Origin of the sequence: Acinetobacter shaoyimingii (assembly GCF_011578045.1) — a bacterium.
GTDB classification, from domain to species: Bacteria; Pseudomonadota; Gammaproteobacteria; order Pseudomonadales; family Moraxellaceae; genus Acinetobacter; species Acinetobacter shaoyimingii.
The window spans coordinates 2,781,917-2,804,290 of sequence record NZ_CP049801.1 but is presented as its reverse complement, the minus strand read 5'-3'; the positions used below and the strand labels follow the sequence as shown (position 1 = coordinate 2,804,290).

General features: G+C 40.2%; 21 protein-coding genes and 1 pseudogene. 20 read left to right on the top strand and 2 right to left on the bottom strand.

What is annotated here, in order from left to right; all coding sequences use genetic code 11:
• Positions 1-52 precede the first annotated feature (52 nt).
• The 15 genes from nuoC (at position 53) to G8E00_RS12555 (ending at position 16,845) form a co-directional block, all read left to right on the top strand.
• On the top strand, positions 53-1,840 hold the full coding sequence (gene nuoC, locus G8E00_RS12625) for an NADH-quinone oxidoreductase subunit C/D (protein WP_166010176.1): 1,788 nt from the start codon (positions 53-55) through the stop codon (positions 1,838-1,840).
• A gap of 14 nt (positions 1,841-1,854) precedes the next feature.
• Positions 1,855-2,364: an NADH-quinone oxidoreductase subunit NuoE gene (gene nuoE, locus G8E00_RS12620; RefSeq protein ID WP_166010178.1), complete on the top strand. Its 510-nt coding sequence runs from the start codon at positions 1,855-1,857 to the stop codon at positions 2,362-2,364.
• Positions 2,361-3,689 carry an NADH-quinone oxidoreductase subunit NuoF gene (gene nuoF, locus G8E00_RS12615; protein ID WP_166225100.1) on the top strand — a complete coding sequence of 443 codons (1,329 nt, stop codon included), beginning with the start codon at positions 2,361-2,363 and terminating at the stop codon, positions 3,687-3,689. Before nuoE ends, nuoF begins: the two co-directional genes overlap by 4 nt.
• Positions 3,690-3,700: 11 nt before the next feature.
• Positions 3,701-6,382 carry an NADH-quinone oxidoreductase subunit NuoG gene (nuoG, locus tag G8E00_RS12610; RefSeq protein ID WP_166225097.1) on the top strand — a complete coding sequence of 894 codons (2,682 nt, stop codon included), beginning with the start codon at positions 3,701-3,703 and terminating at the stop codon, positions 6,380-6,382.
• 3 nt (positions 6,383-6,385) lie between these two features.
• A complete protein-coding gene (nuoH, locus tag G8E00_RS12605; RefSeq protein ID WP_166010184.1) occupies positions 6,386-7,402 on the top strand; it encodes an NADH-quinone oxidoreductase subunit NuoH in 1,017 nt (338 codons plus the stop codon).
• Positions 7,403-7,420: 18 nt separating this feature from the next.
• On the top strand, positions 7,421-7,963 hold the full coding sequence (nuoI, locus tag G8E00_RS12600; RefSeq protein ID WP_166010186.1) for an NADH-quinone oxidoreductase subunit NuoI: 543 nt from the start codon (positions 7,421-7,423) through the stop codon (positions 7,961-7,963).
• Positions 7,960-8,487, top strand: a complete 528-nt coding sequence (nuoJ, locus tag G8E00_RS12595; protein ID WP_166010188.1) for an NADH-quinone oxidoreductase subunit J — start codon at positions 7,960-7,962, stop codon at positions 8,485-8,487. The genes nuoI and nuoJ overlap by 4 nt, the downstream gene beginning before the upstream one ends.
• Positions 8,480-8,788 carry an NADH-quinone oxidoreductase subunit NuoK gene (gene nuoK / locus G8E00_RS12590; RefSeq protein WP_166010190.1) on the top strand — a complete coding sequence of 103 codons (309 nt, stop codon included), beginning with the start codon at positions 8,480-8,482 and terminating at the stop codon, positions 8,786-8,788. Before nuoJ ends, nuoK begins: the two co-directional genes overlap by 8 nt.
• The gene (gene nuoL, locus G8E00_RS12585) at positions 8,785-10,674 is read left to right on the top strand and encodes an NADH-quinone oxidoreductase subunit L (protein ID WP_166010192.1); all 1,890 of its coding nucleotides are present in this window, start codon (positions 8,785-8,787) and stop codon (positions 10,672-10,674) included. The genes nuoK and nuoL overlap by 4 nt, the downstream gene beginning before the upstream one ends.
• A 7-nt stretch (positions 10,675-10,681) precedes the next feature.
• Entirely contained in the window at positions 10,682-12,292 is a 1,611-nt protein-coding gene (gene nuoM, locus G8E00_RS12580; protein ID WP_171522925.1) for an NADH-quinone oxidoreductase subunit M, read from the top strand.
• Positions 12,293-12,295: 3 nt separating this feature from the next.
• Positions 12,296-13,852, top strand: a complete 1,557-nt coding sequence (nuoN, locus tag G8E00_RS12575) for an NADH-quinone oxidoreductase subunit NuoN (protein WP_166010196.1) — start codon at positions 12,296-12,298, stop codon at positions 13,850-13,852.
• 133 nt (positions 13,853-13,985) lie between these two features.
• Entirely contained in the window at positions 13,986-14,621 is a 636-nt protein-coding gene (gene upp, locus G8E00_RS12570; protein ID WP_166225091.1) for a uracil phosphoribosyltransferase, read from the top strand.
• 87 nt (positions 14,622-14,708) lie between these two features.
• Positions 14,709-15,002: a cold shock domain-containing protein gene (locus G8E00_RS12565; RefSeq protein WP_166010200.1), complete on the top strand. Its 294-nt coding sequence runs from the start codon at positions 14,709-14,711 to the stop codon at positions 15,000-15,002.
• A 109-nt stretch (positions 15,003-15,111) separates the two neighbouring features.
• Positions 15,112-15,570: a cold shock domain-containing protein gene (locus tag G8E00_RS12560; protein WP_166225088.1), complete on the top strand. Its 459-nt coding sequence runs from the start codon at positions 15,112-15,114 to the stop codon at positions 15,568-15,570.
• Positions 15,571-15,990: 420 nt separating this feature from the next.
• A complete protein-coding gene (locus G8E00_RS12555; protein ID WP_166225085.1) occupies positions 15,991-16,845 on the top strand; it encodes a hypothetical protein in 855 nt (284 codons plus the stop codon).
• A gap of 42 nt (positions 16,846-16,887) precedes the next feature.
• Here the strand turns inward: G8E00_RS12555 and gigC are convergent, their stop codons facing one another.
• Positions 16,888-17,769, bottom strand: coding sequence for a LysR family transcriptional regulator GigC (gene gigC, locus G8E00_RS12550; RefSeq protein WP_166010204.1), 882 nt, complete (start codon positions 17,767-17,769; stop codon positions 16,888-16,890).
• Positions 17,770-17,853: 84 nt separating this feature from the next.
• On the opposite strand from gigC, the gene G8E00_RS12545 reads away from it, so the two are divergent.
• Positions 17,854-18,615, top strand: coding sequence for a ferredoxin--NADP reductase (locus G8E00_RS12545; RefSeq protein ID WP_166225082.1), 762 nt, complete (start codon positions 17,854-17,856; stop codon positions 18,613-18,615).
• Positions 18,616-18,709: 94 nt separating this feature from the next.
• On the opposite strand, the gene G8E00_RS12540 is transcribed toward G8E00_RS12545, so the two are convergent.
• Positions 18,710-19,132 (bottom strand): hypothetical protein, encoded by a 423-nt coding sequence (locus G8E00_RS12540; protein WP_166225079.1) that lies wholly within the window; start codon positions 19,130-19,132, stop codon positions 18,710-18,712.
• Positions 19,133-19,312: 180 nt separating this feature from the next.
• Here G8E00_RS12540 and G8E00_RS12535 point away from each other — a divergent pair, with 180 nt between their 5' ends.
• The 4 genes and pseudogenes from G8E00_RS12535 to G8E00_RS12520 all read left to right on the top strand — a co-directional run bounded on the left by G8E00_RS12535 (position 19,313) and on the right by G8E00_RS12520 (position 22,164).
• Positions 19,313-19,558: a hypothetical protein gene (locus G8E00_RS12535; protein ID WP_166010210.1), complete on the top strand. Its 246-nt coding sequence runs from the start codon at positions 19,313-19,315 to the stop codon at positions 19,556-19,558.
• 208 nt (positions 19,559-19,766) lie between these two features.
• A pseudogene (locus tag G8E00_RS12530) lies at positions 19,767-21,317 on the top strand (mechanosensitive ion channel); the annotation flags it as partial.
• A gap of 277 nt (positions 21,318-21,594) precedes the next feature.
• A complete protein-coding gene (locus G8E00_RS16430) occupies positions 21,595-21,726 on the top strand; it encodes a hypothetical protein (protein ID WP_227591426.1) in 132 nt (43 codons plus the stop codon).
• 270 nt (positions 21,727-21,996) lie between these two features.
• Positions 21,997-22,164, top strand: a complete 168-nt coding sequence (locus G8E00_RS12520) for a hypothetical protein (protein WP_166010215.1) — start codon at positions 21,997-21,999, stop codon at positions 22,162-22,164.
• The last annotated feature ends 210 nt before the right edge of the window (positions 22,165-22,374 follow it).

Genomic DNA, 22,374 nt, shown 5'->3' with positions numbered 1-22,374 from the left:
TGTAATTGTCGTTTTAATTGAATGAATTTGAATAAAATAGGAAGCCAAGCCAATGGCTGAAACTGACATTGCTATGCCAGAATCAACTCCAGTTGATTCACGCCCTGCATTTGCAATTGTAGAAGAACTCAAAACCAAGTTTGGTGAGAACTTCTATGTGCAAACGACTTTTGAAGATTTTCCAACGGTCTGGGTTGAGCGCGCACGTGTACAAGACGTATTGATGTTCTTGCGTACCGTCTCACGTCCGTACGTGATGTTATTCGACTTGTCTGCTGTAGATGAGCGCTTACGTACACATCGTGACGGGTTACCTGCGTCTGATTTCACAGTGTTCTATCACCTGTTATCGCTTGAGCGTAATAGTGATATTCGTATAAAAGTTGCGTTGAATGAGAATGATGTAAATCTTCCAACTGCAACTAACATTTGGCCGAATGCCAACTGGTACGAACGTGAAGCTTACGATATGTTTGGTATCAACTTCGAAGGGCATCCAATGCTCCGTCGTATCTTGTTGCCAACCTATTGGGAAGGTCACCCACTTCGTAAAGAATATTCTGCACGTGCGACTGAATATACACCGTATATGCAGGACAAAGCCAAGCAAGATTATGAACAAGAGCACCTACGATTTGTACCTGAAGATTGGGGTATGAAGCGTGGTAATGCTGATGAAGACTTCATGTTCTTGAACTTAGGTCCTAACCATCCATCTGCGCATGGTGCATTCCGTGTGATCTTGCAGCTCGATGGCGAAGAAGTTAAGGACTGTGTACCTGATATTGGCTATCACCACCGTGGTGTGGAAAAGATGGCTGAACGTCAAACATGGCATTCATTTATTCCATATACAGACCGTGTTGACTACTTAGGTGGTTGTGCGCAAAACATGCCATATGTGATGGGCGTTGAGCAACTTGCAGGGATTACTGTCCCTGATCGTGCGCAATGTATCCGTGTCATGATGTCTGAATTGTTCCGTATCAATAACCACTTATTGTTTATTGGTACAGCGATTCAGGATGCAGGTGGTATGACGCCTGTATTCTATATGTTTGCTGACCGTCAAAAAATCTATGATGCGATTGAAGCAATCACAGGTTACCGTATGCACCCAGCGTGGTTCCGTATCGGTGGTACAGCACATGACCTTCCAAACAATTGGCAACACCTGATTCGTGAAATCTTGGATTGGATGCCGAAACGTATGAACGAGTACTACACCGCAGCATTGAAAAACTCAGTGTTTATTGGTCGTACCCGTAACGTCGCTCAATACGATGCGAAATCTGCGTTGGCATGGGGTGTGACAGGTACAGGTTTACGTGCAACAGGTATTGACTTTGATGTTCGTAAATACCGTCCATACAGTGGTTATGAAAACTACGACTTCGATGTTCCGTTAGAGTATGAAGGCGATGCATATGCACGTGTTCTTGTTCACTTCCGTGAAATTGAAGAATCACTAAAAATTATCAAACAATGTTTAGATAATATGCCGTCTGGTGCGTACAAAGCAGACCATCCATTGGCTGTTCCACCACCAAAAGACAAGACATTACAAGATATTGAAACCTTAATTACGCACTTCTTGAGCGTATCTTGGGGTCCTGTAATGCCAGCAGGTGAAGCATCTGTAATGGCGGAAGTGGTTAAAGGTGCGTCGAACTACTACTTGACTTCAGACAAGTCAACCATGAGTTACCGTACTCGTATTCGTACACCAACTTTCACGCATTTACAGCAAATGCCTTCTGTGATTAACGGCAGTCTTGTATCTGACTTAATCATTTATTTAGCGACAATTGACGTCGTAATGGCCGACGTGGATCGCTAAGGGGTAAACGCATTATGATGATTTTGACTGATAAAAAGCCACGTGTGAATGTAGAAGGGATTTTGACGCATGACGAAATCCACGAAATCGAACATCACATTGGTCACTATCCGTACCCACGTGCAGCGTGCTTAGATGCGCTCAAATGTGTACAACGCCGTAATGGATGGGTAGACGACGCACAAATGAATGCGATTGCACAATTGCTTTCGATGAGTGTTGCAGATTTAGAAGGTGTTGCAACTTTCTATAACCGTATCTACCGTCAACCTGTTGGTCGTAACGTAATTTTGCTATGTGATTCAATCGCATGCTTCCTTATGGGTGCGGAAACTTTGGCAGAAGCATTCCAACGTGAGTTGGGCATTCAATTTGGTCAAACGACACAAGATGGTCGTTTTACTTTATTGCCAATTTGCTGTTTAGGTAACTGTGACAAAGGTCCAACACTCATGATTAATGAAGATACTCATGGATTGGTTGAAGTATCTTCAGTGAAACAGTTATTGGAGAAGTATGTATGAATACTGAACCAAAACCGATTTATGGCGACGGTAACCCAGAAACTCATCCACTGACTTGGCGTTTGAGTAAACAGGCAAATGTTCGCAGTGCAGATGACTACGAAGCTTTAGAAGGTTACGCAGGCTTTAAAAAAGCTTTGGGTATGAAACCTGCTGAAGTATTAGAAGTGGTTAAAGCGGCAACGGTAAAAGGTCGTGGTGGTGCAGGTTTCCCAGCAGGGATTAAATGGTCATTGATGGCACCAAATGATGGTGGTCCACGTTACCTGATCTGTAATGCCGATGAAATGGAACCAGGAACATTCAAAGACCGTTTGTTGATGGAAGATCTTCCTCATCAATTGATCGAAGGGATGCTCATTGCAGGTTATACCCTAGAGGCAACTCAAGGTTATATCTTCATCCGTGGTGAATATATCGAAGCGGCAAAATACTTAAATGAAGCTTTAGAACAAATTCGTGCTAAAGGTTATTTGGGTAAAGACATCTTAGGTACAGGTTGGAACTTTGACCTTCATGTACATACAGGTGCAGGCCGTTATATCTGCGGTGAAGAAACTGCATTGATTAACTCACTTGAAGGTCGTCGTGCGAATCCTCGTACTAAACCGCCTTTCCCACAAGTTGCAGGTGCTTGGGGTCGTCCTACGATTGTCAACAACGTAGAGACTTACAACAACTTGCCAGCCATAATGCTTCGTGGTCCTGAATGGTATATCGGTCTATCTGCGGGTAAATCGAAAGATCCAGGCACTAAAATTTATGGTGCATCAGGCAAAGTAAAATTCCCAGGTCTTTGGGAGCTTCCATTCGGTACAACTGCGCGTGAAGTGATTGAAGATCATGCCGGTGGTATGCGTGATGGATTGAAACTGAAAGCATGGTTACCAGGTGGTGCTTCTACAGACTTCTTGGCTGCTGAACATATTGATCTTCCAATGGATGCAGAAAGCATCATGAAAGCAGGTTCACGTTTAGGGACATGTTTGCTCATGGTGGTTGATGAAACACAATGTATGGTTTCAGCAACGCGTAACCTAGAAGAATTCTTTGCACGTGAGTCATGCGGTTGGTGTACTCCTTGCCGTGACGGTTTACCTTGGGCAGTAAAAGCGCTCAAAGCACTAGAAGATGGTACAGGTAAGAAAGAAGATATCGATCACTTACAAGAGCTTACTCGTAAGCTTTGGATTGGTAAAACTTTCTGCGCTCACGCACCAGGTGCAATGGAACCACTTATGGGTGCACTCAAACATTTCCGTAGCGAGTTTGAAGCTAAAGTTGTAAACGCAGCAGCTCAAACCAGCCACGCAGAACAAGTTTAAGGAATTCGACTATGGCTACAATTCATGTCGATGGAAAATCGTATGAAGTCAACGGCTCAGAAAACTTGCTACAAGCTTGTTTGAGTCTTGGCATTGACATCCCATACTTTTGTTGGCATCCATCCTTAGGTTCTGTCGGTTCATGCCGTCAATGTGCTGTGACTCAATACGCGAATCCTGAAGATACGCGTGGTCGTTTAGTCATGTCATGTATGACACCTGCTGCTGACAATACCTATATTTCAATTGAAGACAAAGAAGCGAAAGATTTCCGTGCTTCTGTTGTTGAATTCTTGATGACCAATCACCCACACGACTGTCCAGTCTGTGAAGAGGGTGGTCACTGTCATTTACAAGATATGACGGTGATGACTCAGCATGATCGTCGTCGTTATCGCTTCACAAAACGTACCCATTACAACCAAGAGCTAGGCTCATTCATTTCTCACGAAATGAACCGTTGTATTGCGTGTTACCGTTGTGTGCGTTACTACAAAGACTATGCGGGTGGTACAGACTTTGGTGTGTATGCAAATGCTTCACGTGTTTACTTCGGTCGTCCAGAATCAGGCACTTTAGAGTCTGAGTTCTCTGGTAACTTAACTGAAGTCTGCCCGACTGGTGTTTTCACAGACAAAACGCATTCAGAACGCTATAACCGTAAATGGGACATGCAGTATGCGCCAAGCGTATGCCAAGGTTGTTCTTCAGGTTGTAACATTTCTCCGGGTGAACGTTATGGCGAACTTCGTCGTGTCGAAAACCGTTTTAATGGTGAAGTCAACCAATACTTCTTGTGTGACAAAGGTCGTTTCGGTACAGGTTATGTGAACCGTGCAGATCGTCCACGTCAACCACAATTCCGTCAAGGTGCAGACGTTCAAACTGTTTCAGTTGACCAAGCGCTTGATACTGTGATTGCAAATATCCAAGGTAAAAAAGTATTGGGTATTGGTTCACCACGTGCATCAATTGAGTCTAACTTCGCGCTTCGTGAATTGGTTGGACAAGATAACTATTCAACAGGTCTGTCTCAAAAAGAGCAGAACTTGGTTGAGTTAGCTGCATCAATTATGCAAACCGAGGGTGTCTATAACCCAGGTATGCGTGAAATCGAAAGCTACGATGCGGTACTGATCTTAGGTGAAGACTTAACGCAAACTGCGCCACGTATGGCCTTGTCAGTTCGTCAAGCGGCGAAAAACAAAGCCAAAGAAATGGCAGCGGAACGTCGTACCCAAGAATGGTTGGCTGAACCTGTACAACGTATTGGTCAAGATGCGAAATCCCCAATTTACATCTTAGCTGCGACTCAAACACGTTTATCAGATGTTGCGACGGGTGAAGTGGTTGCTTCTCCAAATGATATCGCGCGTTTAGGTTTTGCTGTTGCTGCTGCTGTAAAAGGTGAAAGCTTCACAGGTCTTGATGACGATGCAAAAGCATTTGCACAAACCATTGCAGACACTTTAAAAGCAGCGAAAAAACCATTGATTATCTCTGGTACAAGCTTACAAGATCCTGCGATCATGGAAGCTGCGGCACAAGTGGCTCAAAACCTAGGTAATGCAGGGCTTACATTGACTGTTCCAGAAGTGAACTCAATGGGCTTAGCAATCTTTGGTGGTCAAAGTCTAGAGCAAGCATTTGCCAAAGATTACGACACGATCATTGTTGTGGAAAATGACCTTTACCGTCGTTTACCTGCAAAACAAGTCGATGCTGCACTGGCAAAAGCGAAAGATGTGATTGTTCTTGATCACTCTGAAACTGAAACAGTGAAAAAAGCAAATGTCGTGCTTTCAGCTGCAAGCTTCGCTGAAGGTGATGGTACTGTGGTATCGCAAGAAGGCCGTGCACAACGTTTCTATCAAGTGTATGACCCAAGCTACTACAAACCAGAATACGCGATTAAAGAATCATGGCGCTGGTTGCATGCCATTGAAACTGGTTTACAAGGTAAAGCGATTTCTTGGACATTGCTTGACGACGTTATTGATTCAGTTGCGAAAAATGTACCTGCCTTAGAAGCAATTCAAGACGTAGCGCCAGATGCTGGCTACCGTGTACATGGCTTGAAAATCGCACGTGAACCACGTCGTTACTCAGGTCGTACTGCAATGCGCGCACCTTTATCCGTGCATGAACCTAAACAGCCTGTCGATAAAGATTCTGCATTAACATTCTCTATGGAAGGTTATGTCGGAAATCAAACACCATCGGCACTTGTACCATTTGCATGGTCTGCAGGTTGGAACTCTCCACAAGCTTGGAACAAATTCCAAGACAACGTGGGTGGTCACTTAAAAGGTGGTGATTCGGGTATTCGTTTGTTCGATCGTTTAGCAAAACGTCCTGCGCGTACTTATGTTGCTCCAACTCCAGTGTTAACAAATGCTGAAAGTTTCCGCCTTGTGCCAATGCATCATATCTTTGGTTCTGGCGAGTTCACTGTGAAAACACCTGCAATGGAATCGCGTATTCCTGAAGCGGTATTTGCAGTAGGCGAACAAGATGCAACACGTTTGAATTTGAAAGATGGTCAAAACATCACCGTGAAAGCAGGCGAGTCTACAATCAGTTTGCCTGTACAAGTGATTGAATATTTACCTACAGGTTATATTGGTTACCCAATTGGTTTAGCGCCAACGGTTTCTCTTGCTGAGCCTGTATCAGTCGCGGTAGGAGTGTAATTCATGAATCAAGAAATTATGCGTCAAACACCGCTTTGGGCTGAAAACTGGCCAATCGCTTACTCTGTTGTGCAAGCGATTGTGATTTTGCTGGTTGTGGTGCTTGTTGCAGCGTTGATGTCATTCATAGAGCGTCGTTTACTTGCACTTTGGCAAGACCGTTATGGTCCAAACCGTGTTGGTCCTGGTGGTATGTTCCAGATCGTTGCCGACATGCTAAAAATCATGTTCAAAGAAGACTGGACGCCAAAATTTGCGGACAAATTAACGTTCCGTTTAGCACCTGCTGTTGCTATGGCAACAGCGGTATTGTCATTCATGGTTATTCCTGTTTCACCGACTTTAGGTGTGGCAGATATGAGCATTGGTCTATTGTTCTTTATGGCAATGGCTGGTGTCGCTGTTTATGCAGTACTTTTTGGTGGTTGGTCTTCAAATAACAAATATGCGTTATTGGGTGGTCTACGTTCTGCAGCTCAAACCATTTCATATGAAGTGTTCTTGGGTATTTCTTTGATGGGTGTGGTTGCAATTGCAGGCTCATTCAACATGCGTGAAATCGTAGAAGCGCAAAAAGATTGCTGGTTTGTGATTCCACAATTCTTAGGTTTCTTAATCTTTGTGGTTGCGGGTGTAGCGGTAACTCACCGTCATCCATTTGACCAACCAGAAGCTGAGCAAGAATTGGCTGAAGGTTACCATGTCGAATACGGCGGTATGAAATGGGGGATGTTCTTCGTTGCGGAATACGTAAACGTTGTGCTTATTTCAGCACTCATCGTAACGTTATTCTTCGGTGGTTGGTTAGCACCGTTCAACTTAGACATTCCGTTTATTCCACCTGTATTCTGGTTCGTGATTAAAACAGCATTCTTCGTAATGATGTTTGTCTTGGCTCGTGGTTCGCTTATGCGTCCTCGTTATGACCAAGTCATGAACTTTGGTTGGAAGGTTTGTTTGCCTTTAGCGTTGGTCAACTTGCTAGTGACTGGTGCTGTAATTCTGTTGAATCAGGCCTAGGACAGCAGGGAGTACAAAATGTATAAAATTCTAGCTGGATTTGGAACAATCGTACGTTCGTTGTGGATGGTGTTCAGCCATGCGACACGTAAACGTGACACGATTTTATATCCAGAAGTGAAAGCTGAAGACATCGTACCACCACGTTTCCGTGGTCGTATTGTGTTAACACGTGACCCTGATGGCGAAGAGCGCTGTGTTGCGTGTAACTTGTGTGCTGTTGCTTGCCCTGTAGGCTGTATTTCTTTACAAAAAGCAGAACATGAAGATGGTCGTTGGTATCCGGAGTTTTTCCGTATTAACTTCTCTCGTTGTATTTTCTGCGGTATGTGTGAAGAAGCATGTCCAACAACTGCAATTCAGCTCACTCCAGATTTCGAATTGGCTGAATATGTTCGTCAAGACTTGGTCTATGAGAAAGAAAACTTACTCATTTCAGGTCCTGGTAAATATCCTGACTATAACTTCTACCGTGTAACTGGTATGGCTGTAGCAGGTAAAGATAAAGGTCAAGCTCAACGCGAAAGTAAACCTGTTGATGTACGGAGTCTCTTACCATGATTTGGCCATTTTATTTGATGGCTCTCGTGGCCATCGTTTCTACAGTTCGTGTTGTGACCAATGCGAACCCTGTGCATGCTTTATTGAGTTTGATTGTTTCGTTACTTGCTGTAGCGGGTATTTTTATGATCGTGGGTGCGCCATTTGCTGGCGCGCTTGAGATTATCGTTTATGCGGGCGCGATTATGGTTTTATTCGTGTTCGTGGTGATGATGCTCAATCTCGGTCAAAATACGGTAGAGCAAGAGCGTAAATGGTTGACATCTTCTGCTTGGGCATATCCTGCTTTAATGTCTTTCTTGATTGGTTTGTTGTTGGTGTGGTGCTTAGGTTCAGACTACAACGTAACCGTTCAGACTGTGGGCACTGAAGTAATTGGTCCTAAAGCAGTAGGTTACTCACTCTATACCAAGTACTTATTGTTGGTTGAAGTCGCTGCGATGTTATTGCTTGGTGCATTTGTTGCCGCATACCATCTAGGTAAACGTGAACCTGGTGCAGAAGAGGACAAGAATAATGGGTAACATCCCTTTAGATCATGGTTTGATTGTTGCGACTATTCTTTTTGCACTCGGTCTTTACGGTGTAATGGTTCGACGCAACTTATTATTTATGTTGATGAGCCTTGAAGTCATGATGAATGCGGCTGCACTTGCATTTGTACTTGTAGGTAGTGCATGGGCACAACCAGACGGTCAAGTGATGTTCATCTTCATCTTGACGCTTGCTGCGGCAGAGGCTTGTATCGGACTTGCGATCGTCCTTCAGTTCTATCATCGCTTCCATCACTTGGATGTAGATGCTGCTAGTGAGATGCGCGGATGAGTTTATTAGCTTTAACTATATTATTTCCGCTCATTGGTTTTGTCCTTTTAGCGGCAGGGCGTAATAAACTCCCTGAATCAGTGGCAGCGATCATTGGTGTCGGTGCAGTAGGTCTATCAGCATTATTTGCACTTATTGCAGGTATGAGCTTTGTAGGCAGCGGTGAAGCTGTTTATGTTCAGCATTTATGGACATGGTTCAATGTGGGTGGTTTTGCACCAGGCATTAGCTTACAACTAGACGGTTTGTCACTGCTCATGCTTGGCATGATCACAGGTGTGGGTTTCTTAATTCATATCTTTGCTGCATGGTATATGCGTGGTGAAGAAGACTTCGCGCGTTTCTTCTCTTATTTCAACCTTTTCGTTGCAAGCATGTTGCTGCTCGTATTGGGTGATAACCTAGCGTTATTGTTCTTAGGTTGGGAAGGCGTAGGTCTTTGCTCTTACTTGCTGATTGGTTACTACTATCAAAACCCTGCAAATGGTTTTGCTGCAATCAAAGCATTTACCGTAACACGTGTGGGTGATGTATTCTTACTGATTGCATTGTTCTTGTTGTATCAACAATTCGGTACGCTAAATATCGCTGAAATTGTTGCGACTGCGCCTGTTGTAATGACTGCGAGCTCAACATTAACAATTGTGACTGCACTGATGTTGTTCTTGGGTGCTGCAGGTAAATCTGCGCAAATCCCATTACAAACATGGTTGGCAGATGCGATGGCTGGTCCTACACCAGTATCTGCATTGATCCATGCTGCAACAATGGTGACAGCAGGTGTTTACCTATGCTGCCGTATGTTCTCAGTATTTGAATTGGCACCAGAAGTGATGGTGTTCATCTCAATTACAGGTGCGGTAACATTAATCGTTGCTGGTTTTGCTGCATTGGTTCAAACCGACATCAAACGTATTCTTGCTTATTCAACCATGAGTCAGCTCGGTTATATGTTTATGGCAGTGGGTGCTGAAGCATATCAAGCAGGTCTGTTCCACATGTTGGCACACGCATTCTTCAAGGCATTATTATTCTTGTCTTCGGGTGCGGTGATTTTGGCTTACCATCACGAACAAAACATCTTCAAAATGGGTGGCTTGTTCAAGCGTAACAAATTCTTGTTTGCATGTTTCGCGATTGGTGGCGGTGCATTGGCCGCAATTCCATTCATCACTGTGGGCTTCTTCTCAAAAGATGCAATCCTTGGTGCGGTATGGGTGAAAGGCAATTCGATTGCAATATATGATTGCTTGTACTGGACAGGTGTAGCTGGTGCGTTCTTAACTTCAATCTACACATTCCGTTTAATCTGGGTAGTGTTCTTCGGTAAAGAAAATACGCCTTACCATGAAATTAAAGGTGTGACTTACTGGGGGCCATTGGCGATTCTTGCAGTATTGTCAACTTTCGTTGGTGCAGCATTAAAAGCACCAGTTGAAAAACTGTTAAATTCTGCTCAAATTCCAGCATTCAATGTTCCAGAAATTCTAGAACATGGTATGCATTCGGCTGAACATACAGCTGTTGGTATTGCATTATTCGGTCTTGCAGTGGGTGTAGCATTATTTGCCTTTGCTTATGGTGCTGTAAAATCATTTGCCAATACTTCTTTTGGTGCTGGTCTTGCAAATATCTGCCGTAATGCGCTTGGTTTTGATGCGTTATATGACATTGTGTTCGTTAAACCGTATCTGTTTTTTGCGAAGTTATTTGGCCGTGATCCAGTAGATGCATTATGGCTCGTATTACCAGCACTTGTTAAAGGTGGTAATCGCTTTACAAGCTCACGTCAAACAGGTTCATTACGTGAATACGCTTCGAGTATGACACTAGGTTTAGTGGTCTTACTAATGATCTTGATCGTGACTCAGATCGTGGGGAAATAAGATGGAAATCACAAATAACTGGTTTTTACCCGCGCTGATCCTTGTACCTTTCATTGCAGGTTTTGTGTGCTGGTTGGTCGACAAAGTTGATGAACACTTGCCGCGTTATATCGCAATGGCAGGTATGCTCGTTACTTTAATGATCACGATTGCGTTATGGCATTCGGGAACATATAACTATGAGCTAGGTAGTACTGCACCAACGTGGTCTGCCGAATTCATGGTGCCATGGATTCAGACTTTAGGCATTAACATTCATCTTGCATTAGATGGTCTTTCACTTCTCATGGTTGGCTTGACTGCACTTTTAGGTGTGCTCGCTGTTGGCTGTTCTTGGGGTGAAATTCAAAAGAATGTTGGTTTCTTCCATCTCAACCTTTTATGGTCTTTGGGTGGGGTAATCGGTGTTTTCCTTGCCATCGACATGTTCTTGTTCTTCTTCTTCTGGGAGATGATGCTGGTACCGATCTATTTCTTGATCGCACTTTGGGGTCATAAAGGGGCAGATGGTAAATCACGTGTCTATGCTGCGACTAAATTCTTTATTTATACGCAAGTTGCTGGTTTAATCATGCTTGTCGGTATCTTAGGTCTAGTGATCTATGGCTACATGATGACGCAAACCATTAGCTTCGGTTATACACACTTGTTATCCGTTGCCAATGCGCTTGATACACAAGCACCAGCTATTGCATATGCATTCATGATCTGTTTATTCATCGGTTTTGCGGTAAAACTTCCAGTTTTCCCATTACACGGTTGGTTGCCTGATGCACATGCCCAAGCACCTACAGCAGGTTCTGTCGACCTTGCAGGGATCTTGATTAAGACTGCAGCTTACGGTTTGATTCGTTTTGTCATTCCATTCTTCCCAGCAGCTTCTGCTCAATTTGCTGATGTTGCGATCATTCTCGGTTTAATCGGTATCTTCTACGGTGCTTGGTGTGCTTTCCAGCAAACCGATATGAAACGTTTATTGGCGTATACGTCAATTTCACACATGGGCTTTGTCCTTCTTGCGATTTACGCAGGTAACATCTTAACCTTCCAAGGTTTGATGATTATGATGTTGGCGCATGGCTTGTCATCTGCTGCATTGTTCATTATGTGTGGTCAAGTGTATGAGCGTTTACATACGCGTGATTTACGTTTGATGGGTGGGCTTCGTGGTCAGTTCCAATATCTATCATTCTTCTTGATGTTCTTTGTGGCTGCACTTGTCGGTATCCCTGGTTTAGGTAACTTTATTGGTGAATTCCTGATCTTGATGGGTTCATTCGGTAAATTCCCGATCTTTACGATCATTGCTGCAGTAAGCTTAGTATTTGCAGGTCTTTACGGTCTGATCTTGATTCATAAAGCATTGTTTGGTACGCCAAATGAAGAGCAAAAACAACATTACACAAGTCCTTTGAAAGACTTGAATACACGTGAAGTTGTGATCTTACTCATTTGTGCGTTTGGTCTTTTATGGCTTGGTATTTACCCACAAACGTTCCTTGATGTATCTAACTCAAGTATGGCTTGGATTGCACAGAGTGCGATTCCAGCACAAAATGAAGTCGTTGAAGCTGTACAACAAGCAGCAACTCAACTTGAAAATGTGGAGATCCAATAAGTCATGAACTTCACAGTATCTTTTGCAGAGCTTATGCCATTAGCGCCAGTGATGATCGTTGCATTGACAGCGGTTGTTGTGATGCTTTTGATTGCGATTAAACGTAATCATAATTTAATTGCGACAGTATCAGTAATTGGTCTGAACTTGGCATTGGCAAATATTCTACTCACAATGTTCAGTGGCGGGCTTAAGCCTGCCACTGTCATGAACTTGTTCATGGTCGATCCATTTGGCTTGTTCTACCAACTTGTGATTTTGATTGCAGCACTTGCTTGTTGTACTTTATCGCATGCATACATTGATTCTTATAAAGACAATCGTGAAGAACTTTATCTATTGATGTTAGTGTCTGTGATGGGCGCAATGTTAATGGTGGTAAGTTCGCACCTTGCGTCGTTCTTTATTAGCTTAGAGTTAATGTCGATTCCTGTTTATGGATTAATTGCATATACCTATCAACGTAGCAAATCTTTAGAAGCAGGAGTGAAATACCTTGTGCTTTCAGCAACGGCTTCTGCAATGTTGCTCATGGGTATGGCGTATGTTTATGCAGTAATGGGTTCATTGTCATTCGCAGGTCAAGTCGATGACATGTTCTGGGCATTGACCAAGACTCAAGATCCACAATTGATGATGCAACTTCAAACTTACGTACCGCAAATGGGAGATAAATTCTCTTCTGTATACGGTATTTTAGGTTTAGGTTTAATGGTCGCTGCTGTTGCCTTTAAATTGTCATTGGCACCATTTCATAAATGGACTCCAGACGTGTATGCAGGTGCTCCAGCGCCAATCGCAACATTCTTAGCGACTGTCGCTAAAGTTGCGATGATTGGATTGTTTGTACGTTATTTATTGTCTTCAGGCGTTATTGGCGTTGAATCAATTAAGACCATCATTACTGTAATTGCGGTACTTTCAATTATTGTTGGTAACTTACTTGCAGTAAAACAAGTCAACTTGAAACGTATCCTTGCATACTCTTCAATTGCACATTTTGGTTATTTATTGCTTGGTTTAGTGAGCGCATCATTCTTGAGCTTAACGTCTATTGGTGTTTATGTTGCAACGTATACATTAACAACAATTGGTGCTTTCGGTTCAATCGCATTGATGTCGAGCCCATATAACAACAGCAATGAAGCCGAGTCACTCGCAGACTATCGCGGTTTATTCTGGCGTCGTCCGGTATTAACAGCGACCTTAACTGTAATGATGTTGTCTTTAGCGGGTATTCCGTTAACTGCTGGTTTCATTGGTAAGTTCTTGCTTGTGATGACAGTTGTGTCTGAAGCACATTGGTTCTACGCTGCAATGATCATTATTGGTTCAGGTATTGGTTTGTATTACTACTTGCGTGTAATGATTGTCATGTACATGACGCCACCAGATGTACCTCGTATTGATGCCGATAAACATTGGGGTCAAAAAGTTGGTGGTATTATGGTATTGCTTGCTGCATTAGCTGTTTTGGTTGTGGGTGTATATCCTGATCCATTGATTGCAATCGCAAATCAATCACAATTGGTTGCACCGTTGCACATTGTTCTTCAATAGAATTGTGTAATAATCAAAAAAAACTATAGTGTTTAACAAAAAAAGCCCTCATTGATTGAGGGCTTTTCTTATTTCTTATATAAAAAACATTTATAATAGTTGATATTTACTTTTATGTTCTAGGTGTTCTCCCGTGCCAATTCAAGAAATCCGTCATCCGCTCATTCGTCATAAATTAGGTTTATTGCGCCGTGCAGATATCAGCACTAAGAACTTCCGTGAACTTGCGCAAGAAGTAACGATGCTTTTAACCTATGAGGCAACCAAAGACTTACCTGTTGTTGATCATGAAATTGATGGTTGGGCAGGTAAAGTGACCACAAAACGTATTGCAGGTAAGAAAATTACTGTGGTGCCTATTTTGCGTGCCGGTATTGGTATGTTGGATGGTTTCCTTAACCTTATTCCAAGTGCAAAAGTGTCCGTTCTTGGCTTAGAGCGTGATGAAGAAACTTTGGAAGCGCGTACGTACTACAAAAAATTAGTGCCAGACGTACAAAATCGTATTGCGATGATTATTGATCCAATGTTAGCGACAGGTTCATCTTTAGTTGCTGCGATTGATGTTTTAAAAGCAAGCGGTTGTAAAGACATTCGTGTGATGGTTTTGGTTGCTGCGCCAGAAGGTATTAAACGTGTAGAAGATGCTCACCCAGATGTGACTATTTTCACAGCGTCTGTAGACAAAGGCTTAAATGAAAGTGGTTATATTGTGCCTGGTCTTGGTGATGCTGGTGATAAGATCTTTGGATCAGTTCAGAAAGATTAATTTTGAATTTGATTAAAAAAGGGGCTAAATCAGCCTCTTTTTTATATACTTTGTCTATAAGCGGTTAACCAAGAAAGGGGATTCCTCATGAAACAAGAGTTCGTACAAGGAAAAATTAAACAATACCATGATGATAAAGGTTTTGGATTTATCTCATGTACATATGGTGATGTATTTTTTCATATTTCAGATTATCCAGCAGACGTGGGTGAACCGAAGAAAAATGAAAAAGTGAAATTTGTTGTCGTTGAAAATGGTGAAAAATTGAAGGCGGTTAAAATCGAACGTTTAGATCCAAATCCGGCAAAAACCAAAAAGACAAAAATTATTGAAAACAATAAATCTATAACCTCAGCTTTATTATCTAACTTTCGAGGTTGATTTTTAATCAATTAGTTGATATAAAATTAGACAATTTTTGATCAAAAGAAGAGGCTAAAGTCTCTTTTTTTATATTTTTTATATTTTTATTTAAAAATGGGGTAAGTATATGTTTATAGAAGGGAAGATAAAAACATATAATATTGAGAGCGGGTTCGGGTTTATTGAAATTAATGAGAACAATCAGGATGTTTTCTTTGATTTTTCCGAATTTCCAAATAAAGGAATTACACCGCAAATAGGTGAAAGATTAAAATTTAGACATATTGAACAATCAGGAAAAAGTACAGCGGTCAATATTGTGCGATTAGATCTGAAATCGAAAGAGATTGATCGTCATACACCACAAAGTCGTGCGTATTTGCGTAGCCAAAAAATCAGTCCACAACAAAATCGTGCCAATCAAATGAATCTCTTTAATCTTTTAATTGGACTCATTGTGCTCGTGATTGTGGTTAAGATTTTAAGTCCTATACTGGGCGGATCAAGTAATCGAGAAATCTTACATCTAGATTCGAATGTTTCTGGAGCAGCGGAGTCCGTTGCGACCCATCATCGTATCAATTAATGATGTCTTATTTATCATTCACTATGAACTTTATGATTCACGATGCACTGAATAAACACATTGAGAAAATTAAAGCAAGTATTGATATATGTTGCACAGTAAATAAGATGTTTAACCCCTAAAACCCTACGACTTAGTATATTTAATTCATATGTTTGTCTATTTAAAATAAGAGGGTATTCATAATCTATGGATACCCTCTTCAATTATTCGCTCATTTGTTAAATATTTATTTCAAGATCTATACAAAGCTATAGAAAATTGAGTATTATATTTAAAAGTGTGATTTGTTTATCATAAAACTTAAATGATATAACTTTATTGGCACTTAATGAGATGCTTTAAAATAAAATAGACATAATATTGATAAACACATTTATTCATTTAAAAAGATAAGTAAAACCAGAATTAGGTATTGGCATGTTTTATAAGGGTGTATTACAGTCATATGATCAAGCTTTTGAAGCTGGAAAGATTTTATTAACGGATTCCAATGAAGTGATAGACTTTTCACTTCATGATCTTCCAAATTCAGCGCTTGAGCCGCGTATTGGAGAGCGCATAAAGTGCGTTGTAGATAAAAGCAAGGACTTTGCATGTGCTAAATTAATTGTTCGTCTAGATAAAAAAAATGCACAACAAGACATTCATCCTACGCCAGAAAAAAGTCATAACGATCAAGAGGAAATGCTTCAAAAGCAAAAGGATATTCAGTATCAAAAACAAATAAATAATGATGTTGCTGTAGTATTACCAGAATATGTAGAAAGCTTAGAAAAACAGATACGAGAACTTCAAAACCAACTGGCAGAGCATCGTTTTAATCATCAAACAGTTGATTATTTTGAGACTGTACTGAAAGCTCCAATTCAACCTAATAGGATCACCACGGACTTCATTGATCTTGGATATGATTTCGTTCAACCTCAAGTAAATCATCTTCACTTCAATGATCCTGCCGAGAGCTGGTTTAAAAAAATAAAGGTTTTATTAAATTATAAAATCTATAAGCCATCTAAACAGTTTAATACAAAGCTTGAATCCGAAAACGTCATTCAAGCTAAGAAAGTAAAAAGACCAAATCAAATTAGTTATATCGTTCCATTATCGCTTATTACAGTTATTATGACGGGGCTTATGGTTCATTTTGGCAGTATCGCTTATACGCAGTACCAAATGCATAATTTGAATCAAGAATTAAAAGTTCAAGAATATTTAAAAGAGCAAAAATTGATTATTGAAGAACAAAAGCGGATTGTAGAGGGAAAAAAATAATTCAATATTAAAAAAAGCCCCATATGGAGCTTTTTTTAAATCTTATTCTTTATCGCAAAACTTCATAAAGGCCTTTAAGCCAGGACCTTGATATTTTTGACGATGCACGAGCATAAATAGTGGACGAGTAAGTTGCCAGAAAGGGGTATTTAAAATCACCAGTTCCCCTTTATCAAGTAAAGGTTGAATCGCAAGTTTTGAAATACATGAAACACCTAAACCACCAGCCACAATTTTCAAAATAGCTTCATTGTGCCCAAGTGTTAAACGTATATTTGCATTTGGAAGATCATGCAAAATTGCGTTATCAAAGACTTCACGAGTTCCTGAACCTTCTTCACGTAAAACCCATTCAGCGCTCAAAAAATCTTGCGGTTTTAATTCACGACTGAGTTTTGCTAATGGATGGTTGGGTGAACAGCACACCGCGAGCTCATCATCACGCCAATGAATCGATTGTAATTGTGGTAAATGACATGAGCCTTCAATTAAAGCCAAATCAAGCTGAAATTGATTGACTGCTTCAATCATTTGACGGGTATTACCCACTTGTAGCTGTAAATGCGCTTGAGGCTGAAGTTGTAAAAAATCTGCCATGAGATCTGGCATTAAATAATCACTAATGGTGAGTGTTGCCCCAATACGTAAATCTATACTTTGTAGTTCACCTTTAGCCGCTTGTTCAAAAGAATCGCAACGACCTAAAATTTCAAGTGCCTGAGGCAGTAAAAAACGACCCAAATCGTTTAATTGCAAACGTTTACCCAAACGATCAAATAAAGGAGCACCTAAGCCATCTTCAAGATCTGCTAAAGCCATACTCGCAGCACTTTGAGTAAGTCTAACTGCATCGCTCGCTTTAGTTACAGTACCTTCTTGAGCAACTGCTACAAAAACTGCCAACTGGCGTAATGTCATGCGCATGGATGAAGCCTTAATATGAAAAAATATTAATAAATTATGTCAACATGCTACCATGAGCACAGTCTGTCATGCCACGTAGAAATTATGTCAATTGAGAAATTTACTCTAGAAAAAGTTTTGTCTGTTCATCGCTGGACCAATACCTTATTCAGTTTTACCATGACCCGTCCTGCACACTTTAAGTTTACTGCAGGACAATTTGCCCGAATTGGTTTAAAGGTTGGCGATGATCTAGTGGTCAGAGCCTATTCAGTCGTGTCATCTCCTTTTGATGAAACTTTAGAATTTTTCTCAATTGTTGTGCCAGATGGTGCATTTACATCAAATTTACAGCACTTAAAAGTAGGTGATGAGCTCTACTTAGAAAAAATTCCATACGGTTATTTGACTTTGGCTCGTTACCAATTGCCTTTACCTCAAGACTTATGGCTATTGGGAACAGGAACGGGGCTAGCACCATTTTTATCGATGCTACAAGATTTTGAAACCTGGCAGAAATATAGCAAAATTCACTTGGTATATAGTGTTCGAACGCAGTCTGAGCTGGCATATGTTGAGCGCATTCAAGAGATTGCTGAAACATTTGGGGAAGGTCATACAGGTTTTAAATTTATCCCCATTATTACCCGTGACCCAAGTGCACAATTGCATGAACGACTGCCTGTTTTAATCGCCAATGGTGAGTTAGAAAAAGTGGCAGAATTAGATTTTAATGCCGATACTTCGCACATTATGCTTTGTGGTAATCCCGAAATGGTGGAAGATACCAAAGAGGCATTAAAAGCACGAGGTTTAAAAATGAACCGTCGTGGTGAAGGGAATATCGCAGTCGAAAATTATTGGTAATCATGCTGATTATTTTATGATGTGAATGATTCAAGATAAAAAACCTCCATATTTGGAGGTTTTTTTGAAGTTATCGTAAGTGTACAAATTTTAGTTAGTGTACAAACATATCCATAAATTGACGAATTTCTTGAATGGCTGTTTCGACATCGCTGGTGAGCCAAGTCGGTTCAAAAAGCCCAGCATAATATTCAAGACGATCTTGGGGAACGACCAAACGAATTGGGCATTCTTCCTCAAGTAAGCGCCATGGAATAATCGGAACTTCATTATCTAAAAAAGCAACAATATTACGGATATCGATAATCATTGCATTAATACATTCAGGAAGAGGCATGACAGAAAATTCTTCTGTACGTCGACGGAAATACTCTAGATCACCCCATTTTAAAATATAACTTGGTTTTGAAAATTCAATAATACCAATCGAATGCCCATCACGTGTTTTATGTAGATGACATTGATGAGTGACATCTGTGTCTAGATCTAAAGAGACACTTTGTCGTAGATAAGCCATACACTAAGTTTGATAGAAAAAGGGGGAGCTTATTATAGCTTATTTATGAGCCGACTTGACAAAAATCCAGCAGCCACTAAGAAACAATACTTCTTCACAGAAAACAACACAGAAAGGTCAAGCGTATTGTTAATATAAAATTTACTCATTCATCATAATTATAGTGAGGGGAGAAAGCATATGACCCATGATTTCAACAAGCCACCCCATGTGACGACGCAAGAGGAAGTGAAACAGAAAAAACGCATTCCAGTGTTTATTCTGATTTTAGTTGGAATTTTCTTAGCCTCGTTCATCTTTTATATCGTGTCTGATAAAAATCCTAAAGGAAAATCAGTTCCCGCCAATGAAAATGTACCTGCTGTACAAGATCCCAATTCTTCAAACAATTCAAATGCTAATAAGTCTTCTGCTTCAGATGATTAAAGTTTGAATCGCAAAATAATGTGAAAACTCTAGTAATTACTAGAGTTTTTTTACGTATAAATGCAACAAAATGTTGTAATCATGCACTTGTTATTGAATAAAAAATATACAAAACTTAAAGTGTATTTAGTATTTCTCATACAAAGTAATTTCAACAATTTTAATAAGCAGAATACAAGAATGTTTATACAACAAAGAGGATTTCAGAATGAATGATTATTTTGACGGTTTTCGACGTGGTGGTAATTTTGATGCAATGTATTATTGGGATCAGTTCCATCCAATTTTATCTGCAATTGCCATTCTCATTATAGGCTGGATTATTGCCCTTATTGTGGCTGCAGGGTTCAGGAAAGTTCTGAATAAGCTCAATACCAATCAAAAGCTTTCAAGTGCAACAGGACATCGTGCAAATATAGAAAATATCGTCGCAAGAATTGTATTTTGGATCATCATTATTATTGCTGTCATTGGCGCATTAAATGTACTCAACTTGACCAGTGTGAGTGGTCCATTTAGTAATATGATTCAACAGTTCTTGTTGTTTATCCCTCAATTGCTAGCAGCAGTTGCAGTTGGATTTATTGGCTGGATCATTGCAAGTTTAATTAAAGTTGCAATAACCAAATTACTCAACAGAACGCAATTGGATGAGAAACTCAGTCAAGAAGTTGGTGTGAGTAGCCTGACACAAAATATTGGCGATATTGTTTATTGGCTTGTTTTGTTACTGTTTTTACCGATTGTTCTTTCAATTTTAGGTTTAACAGGTCTGCTTTTACCTGTACAAAATATGGTGAATGAAGCCGTTGGTTATTTACCTAATATTTTCATGGCTGGAATCATTGTTTTTGTTGGTTATATTCTGGCAAAAATTGTACGCGGTATTGTTGAAGGCTTGTTGGGAAGTTTAAACATCCAACAACATGCTGAGAAAATTGGGGTATTTAAAAACTCAAATCTTCCAAAACTCTTAGGATCTCTAGTGTTTGCAGTAGTGATTATTACATCACTGATTATTGCATTTGAAGCACTTGGTGTTGAAGCGATCTCTCAACCAGCAACAGCAATGTTGTATGAGGTGATGAATGCGATTCCAAACATTATTGCAGCAGGTATTATTTTAATCCTAGCTTATGTTGTTTCACGTTTTGTTGCGAATCTTGTGGTTGAAATTGTTTCGGGTACAGGGGTCGATGAAATCCCGGCCAAATTGGATGTACAACGCTTTTTAGGTACAACCAAAGTATCGACTGTAGTGGGTTATCTGATTGTCTTCTTTACCATGTTATTTGCAACCTCAGAAGCTGCAAATCGACTTGGTTTTGATCAAGTCAGTGGTCTGATCTCTATGTTCATTCAATTCGGTGCAAGTATCTTACTGGGTGCTGTGATTTTGGTGATCGGTTTCTGGCTTGCCAATGTTGTCGCTAATGTTGTGCAACGCGGTGAATATAACAGTTCACGTTGGTTAGGTAATTTGGTACGTGTGCTTATTATGGGGCTTGTCGTTGCAATGGGCTTGCGTGCCATGGGCATCGCTGACTCGATTGTCAATTTGGCATTTGGTTTAACTTTGGGTTCGGCTGCAGTTGCTTTCGCCTTGGCATTTGGTTTGGGTGGACGTCAACCTGCAGAACGATTGCTTACAGATTTATTGAATAAAGCCAAAACTGAAGCAAATAAACCAAATCCTTTGGCGCAGAAGGCACCACAAACGCCAGAGAACTCACTGTCTAATTCATCAGTAAATAACACCAATGACAATGACCTTTGATGATAAGGACTTTCACTGAGATGTTTGTAAAATGAAATGCATTTTATAAATATCCAGATCTAAGCAAATGAGGCGAAGTTGCTTATTAAAGCATGGCGTTCTTCGAAAAGATCTTATCAACATAATAAAGATCGGTCAGATGTGACCGATCTTTTATTGAGAGGAAAAGGAAATGACAACAGAACAAAATCAATCCAATGAGACAAAAAAAGCCAGTCAGTCGACGCAGCCAAAACAACCAAATAAATTACTTGCGCCCATTATCATTGCAGGCATTACAGTGGGATTTTTGGCAAGTGCCTATAAATTTGTCTTTGCAAAATCAGATCCTCATAAAGAATCTACCCAATCTAAGTCAAATTCAACTTCATCTGCACAGGATGATGATTAAACACTTTTACACAATAAATTGAATTGGCTCACAAAACTGTTCGATGTCAAATTATTAATAATTTAATAAAGTGATTAATTTTTAAAATAATTTCATTGATTATTGAATAAATTTTAGCGTATTTTATATCACATTGTTGTTCAATAATTCATTGAAAAATTAAGATTTATACTCATGGATGAGTTTGAGTTTTTTTAGATTAGGGACAATTTTGATCAGTACATGCAATCTTAAGTTGAGATGTTGCATAAAGAGGGAATAGAAAAAAGTATGATGCATAAATTATGGTCTAAAGTGAAACATGTTATGACGCAATCGGATTCATTGCGTTCATCCTCAGCTGTAAATGTGGATGAAGCGTTAAAAATGGACAATGCGATTCTAAGGCTCAATCAGGCACCACGGATTTGCTTATTTCGAACAGATTATTTGGAATAAATCTGGTGATGAAATTAAAGTGATTTATTTTCAACGATTCAATGTTCGAAATCATTGAAAAAATAATCATTTGAGTCCTTTGAGCAAGTCGTTATTGGTGAAAGTTATTATTTGTGACTAGTAAAAATTTGTGACAAGTAAAAATAGCCAATTACAAAAGTAAAAAGCTGATGAGTCATCAGCTTTTTTAGTTTTAATAAGATAAAGCTT

Excerpts from the sequence above, each read along its gene's own strand:
- nuoC (WP_166010176.1), top strand. The coding sequence starts at position 53 with ATGGCTGAAACTGACATTGCTATGCCAGAATCAACTCCAGTTGATTCA.
- nuoE (WP_166010178.1), top strand. The coding sequence starts at position 1,855 with ATGATGATTTTGACTGATAAAAAGCCACGTGTGAATGTAGAAGGGATT.
- nuoF (WP_166225100.1), top strand. The coding sequence starts at position 2,361 with ATGAATACTGAACCAAAACCGATTTATGGCGACGGTAACCCAGAAACT.
- nuoG (WP_166225097.1), top strand. The coding sequence starts at position 3,701 with ATGGCTACAATTCATGTCGATGGAAAATCGTATGAAGTCAACGGCTCA.
- nuoH (WP_166010184.1), top strand. The coding sequence starts at position 6,386 with ATGAATCAAGAAATTATGCGTCAAACACCGCTTTGGGCTGAAAACTGG.
- nuoI (WP_166010186.1), top strand. The coding sequence starts at position 7,421 with ATGTATAAAATTCTAGCTGGATTTGGAACAATCGTACGTTCGTTGTGG.
- nuoJ (WP_166010188.1), top strand. The coding sequence starts at position 7,960 with ATGATTTGGCCATTTTATTTGATGGCTCTCGTGGCCATCGTTTCTACA.
- nuoK (WP_166010190.1), top strand. The coding sequence starts at position 8,480 with ATGGGTAACATCCCTTTAGATCATGGTTTGATTGTTGCGACTATTCTT.
- nuoL (WP_166010192.1), top strand. The coding sequence starts at position 8,785 with ATGAGTTTATTAGCTTTAACTATATTATTTCCGCTCATTGGTTTTGTC.
- nuoN (WP_166010196.1), top strand. The coding sequence starts at position 12,296 with ATGAACTTCACAGTATCTTTTGCAGAGCTTATGCCATTAGCGCCAGTG.
- G8E00_RS12565 (WP_166010200.1), top strand. The coding sequence starts at position 14,709 with ATGAAACAAGAGTTCGTACAAGGAAAAATTAAACAATACCATGATGAT.
- G8E00_RS12560 (WP_166225088.1), top strand. The coding sequence starts at position 15,112 with ATGTTTATAGAAGGGAAGATAAAAACATATAATATTGAGAGCGGGTTC.
- G8E00_RS12555 (WP_166225085.1), top strand. The coding sequence starts at position 15,991 with ATGTTTTATAAGGGTGTATTACAGTCATATGATCAAGCTTTTGAAGCT.
- gigC (WP_166010204.1), bottom strand. The coding sequence starts at position 17,769 with ATGCGCATGACATTACGCCAGTTGGCAGTTTTTGTAGCAGTTGCTCAA.
- G8E00_RS12545 (WP_166225082.1), top strand. The coding sequence starts at position 17,854 with ATGTCAATTGAGAAATTTACTCTAGAAAAAGTTTTGTCTGTTCATCGC.
- G8E00_RS12540 (WP_166225079.1), bottom strand. The coding sequence starts at position 19,132 with ATGGCTTATCTACGACAAAGTGTCTCTTTAGATCTAGACACAGATGTC.
- G8E00_RS12535 (WP_166010210.1), top strand. The coding sequence starts at position 19,313 with ATGACCCATGATTTCAACAAGCCACCCCATGTGACGACGCAAGAGGAA.
- G8E00_RS12520 (WP_166010215.1), top strand. The coding sequence starts at position 21,997 with ATGATGCATAAATTATGGTCTAAAGTGAAACATGTTATGACGCAATCG.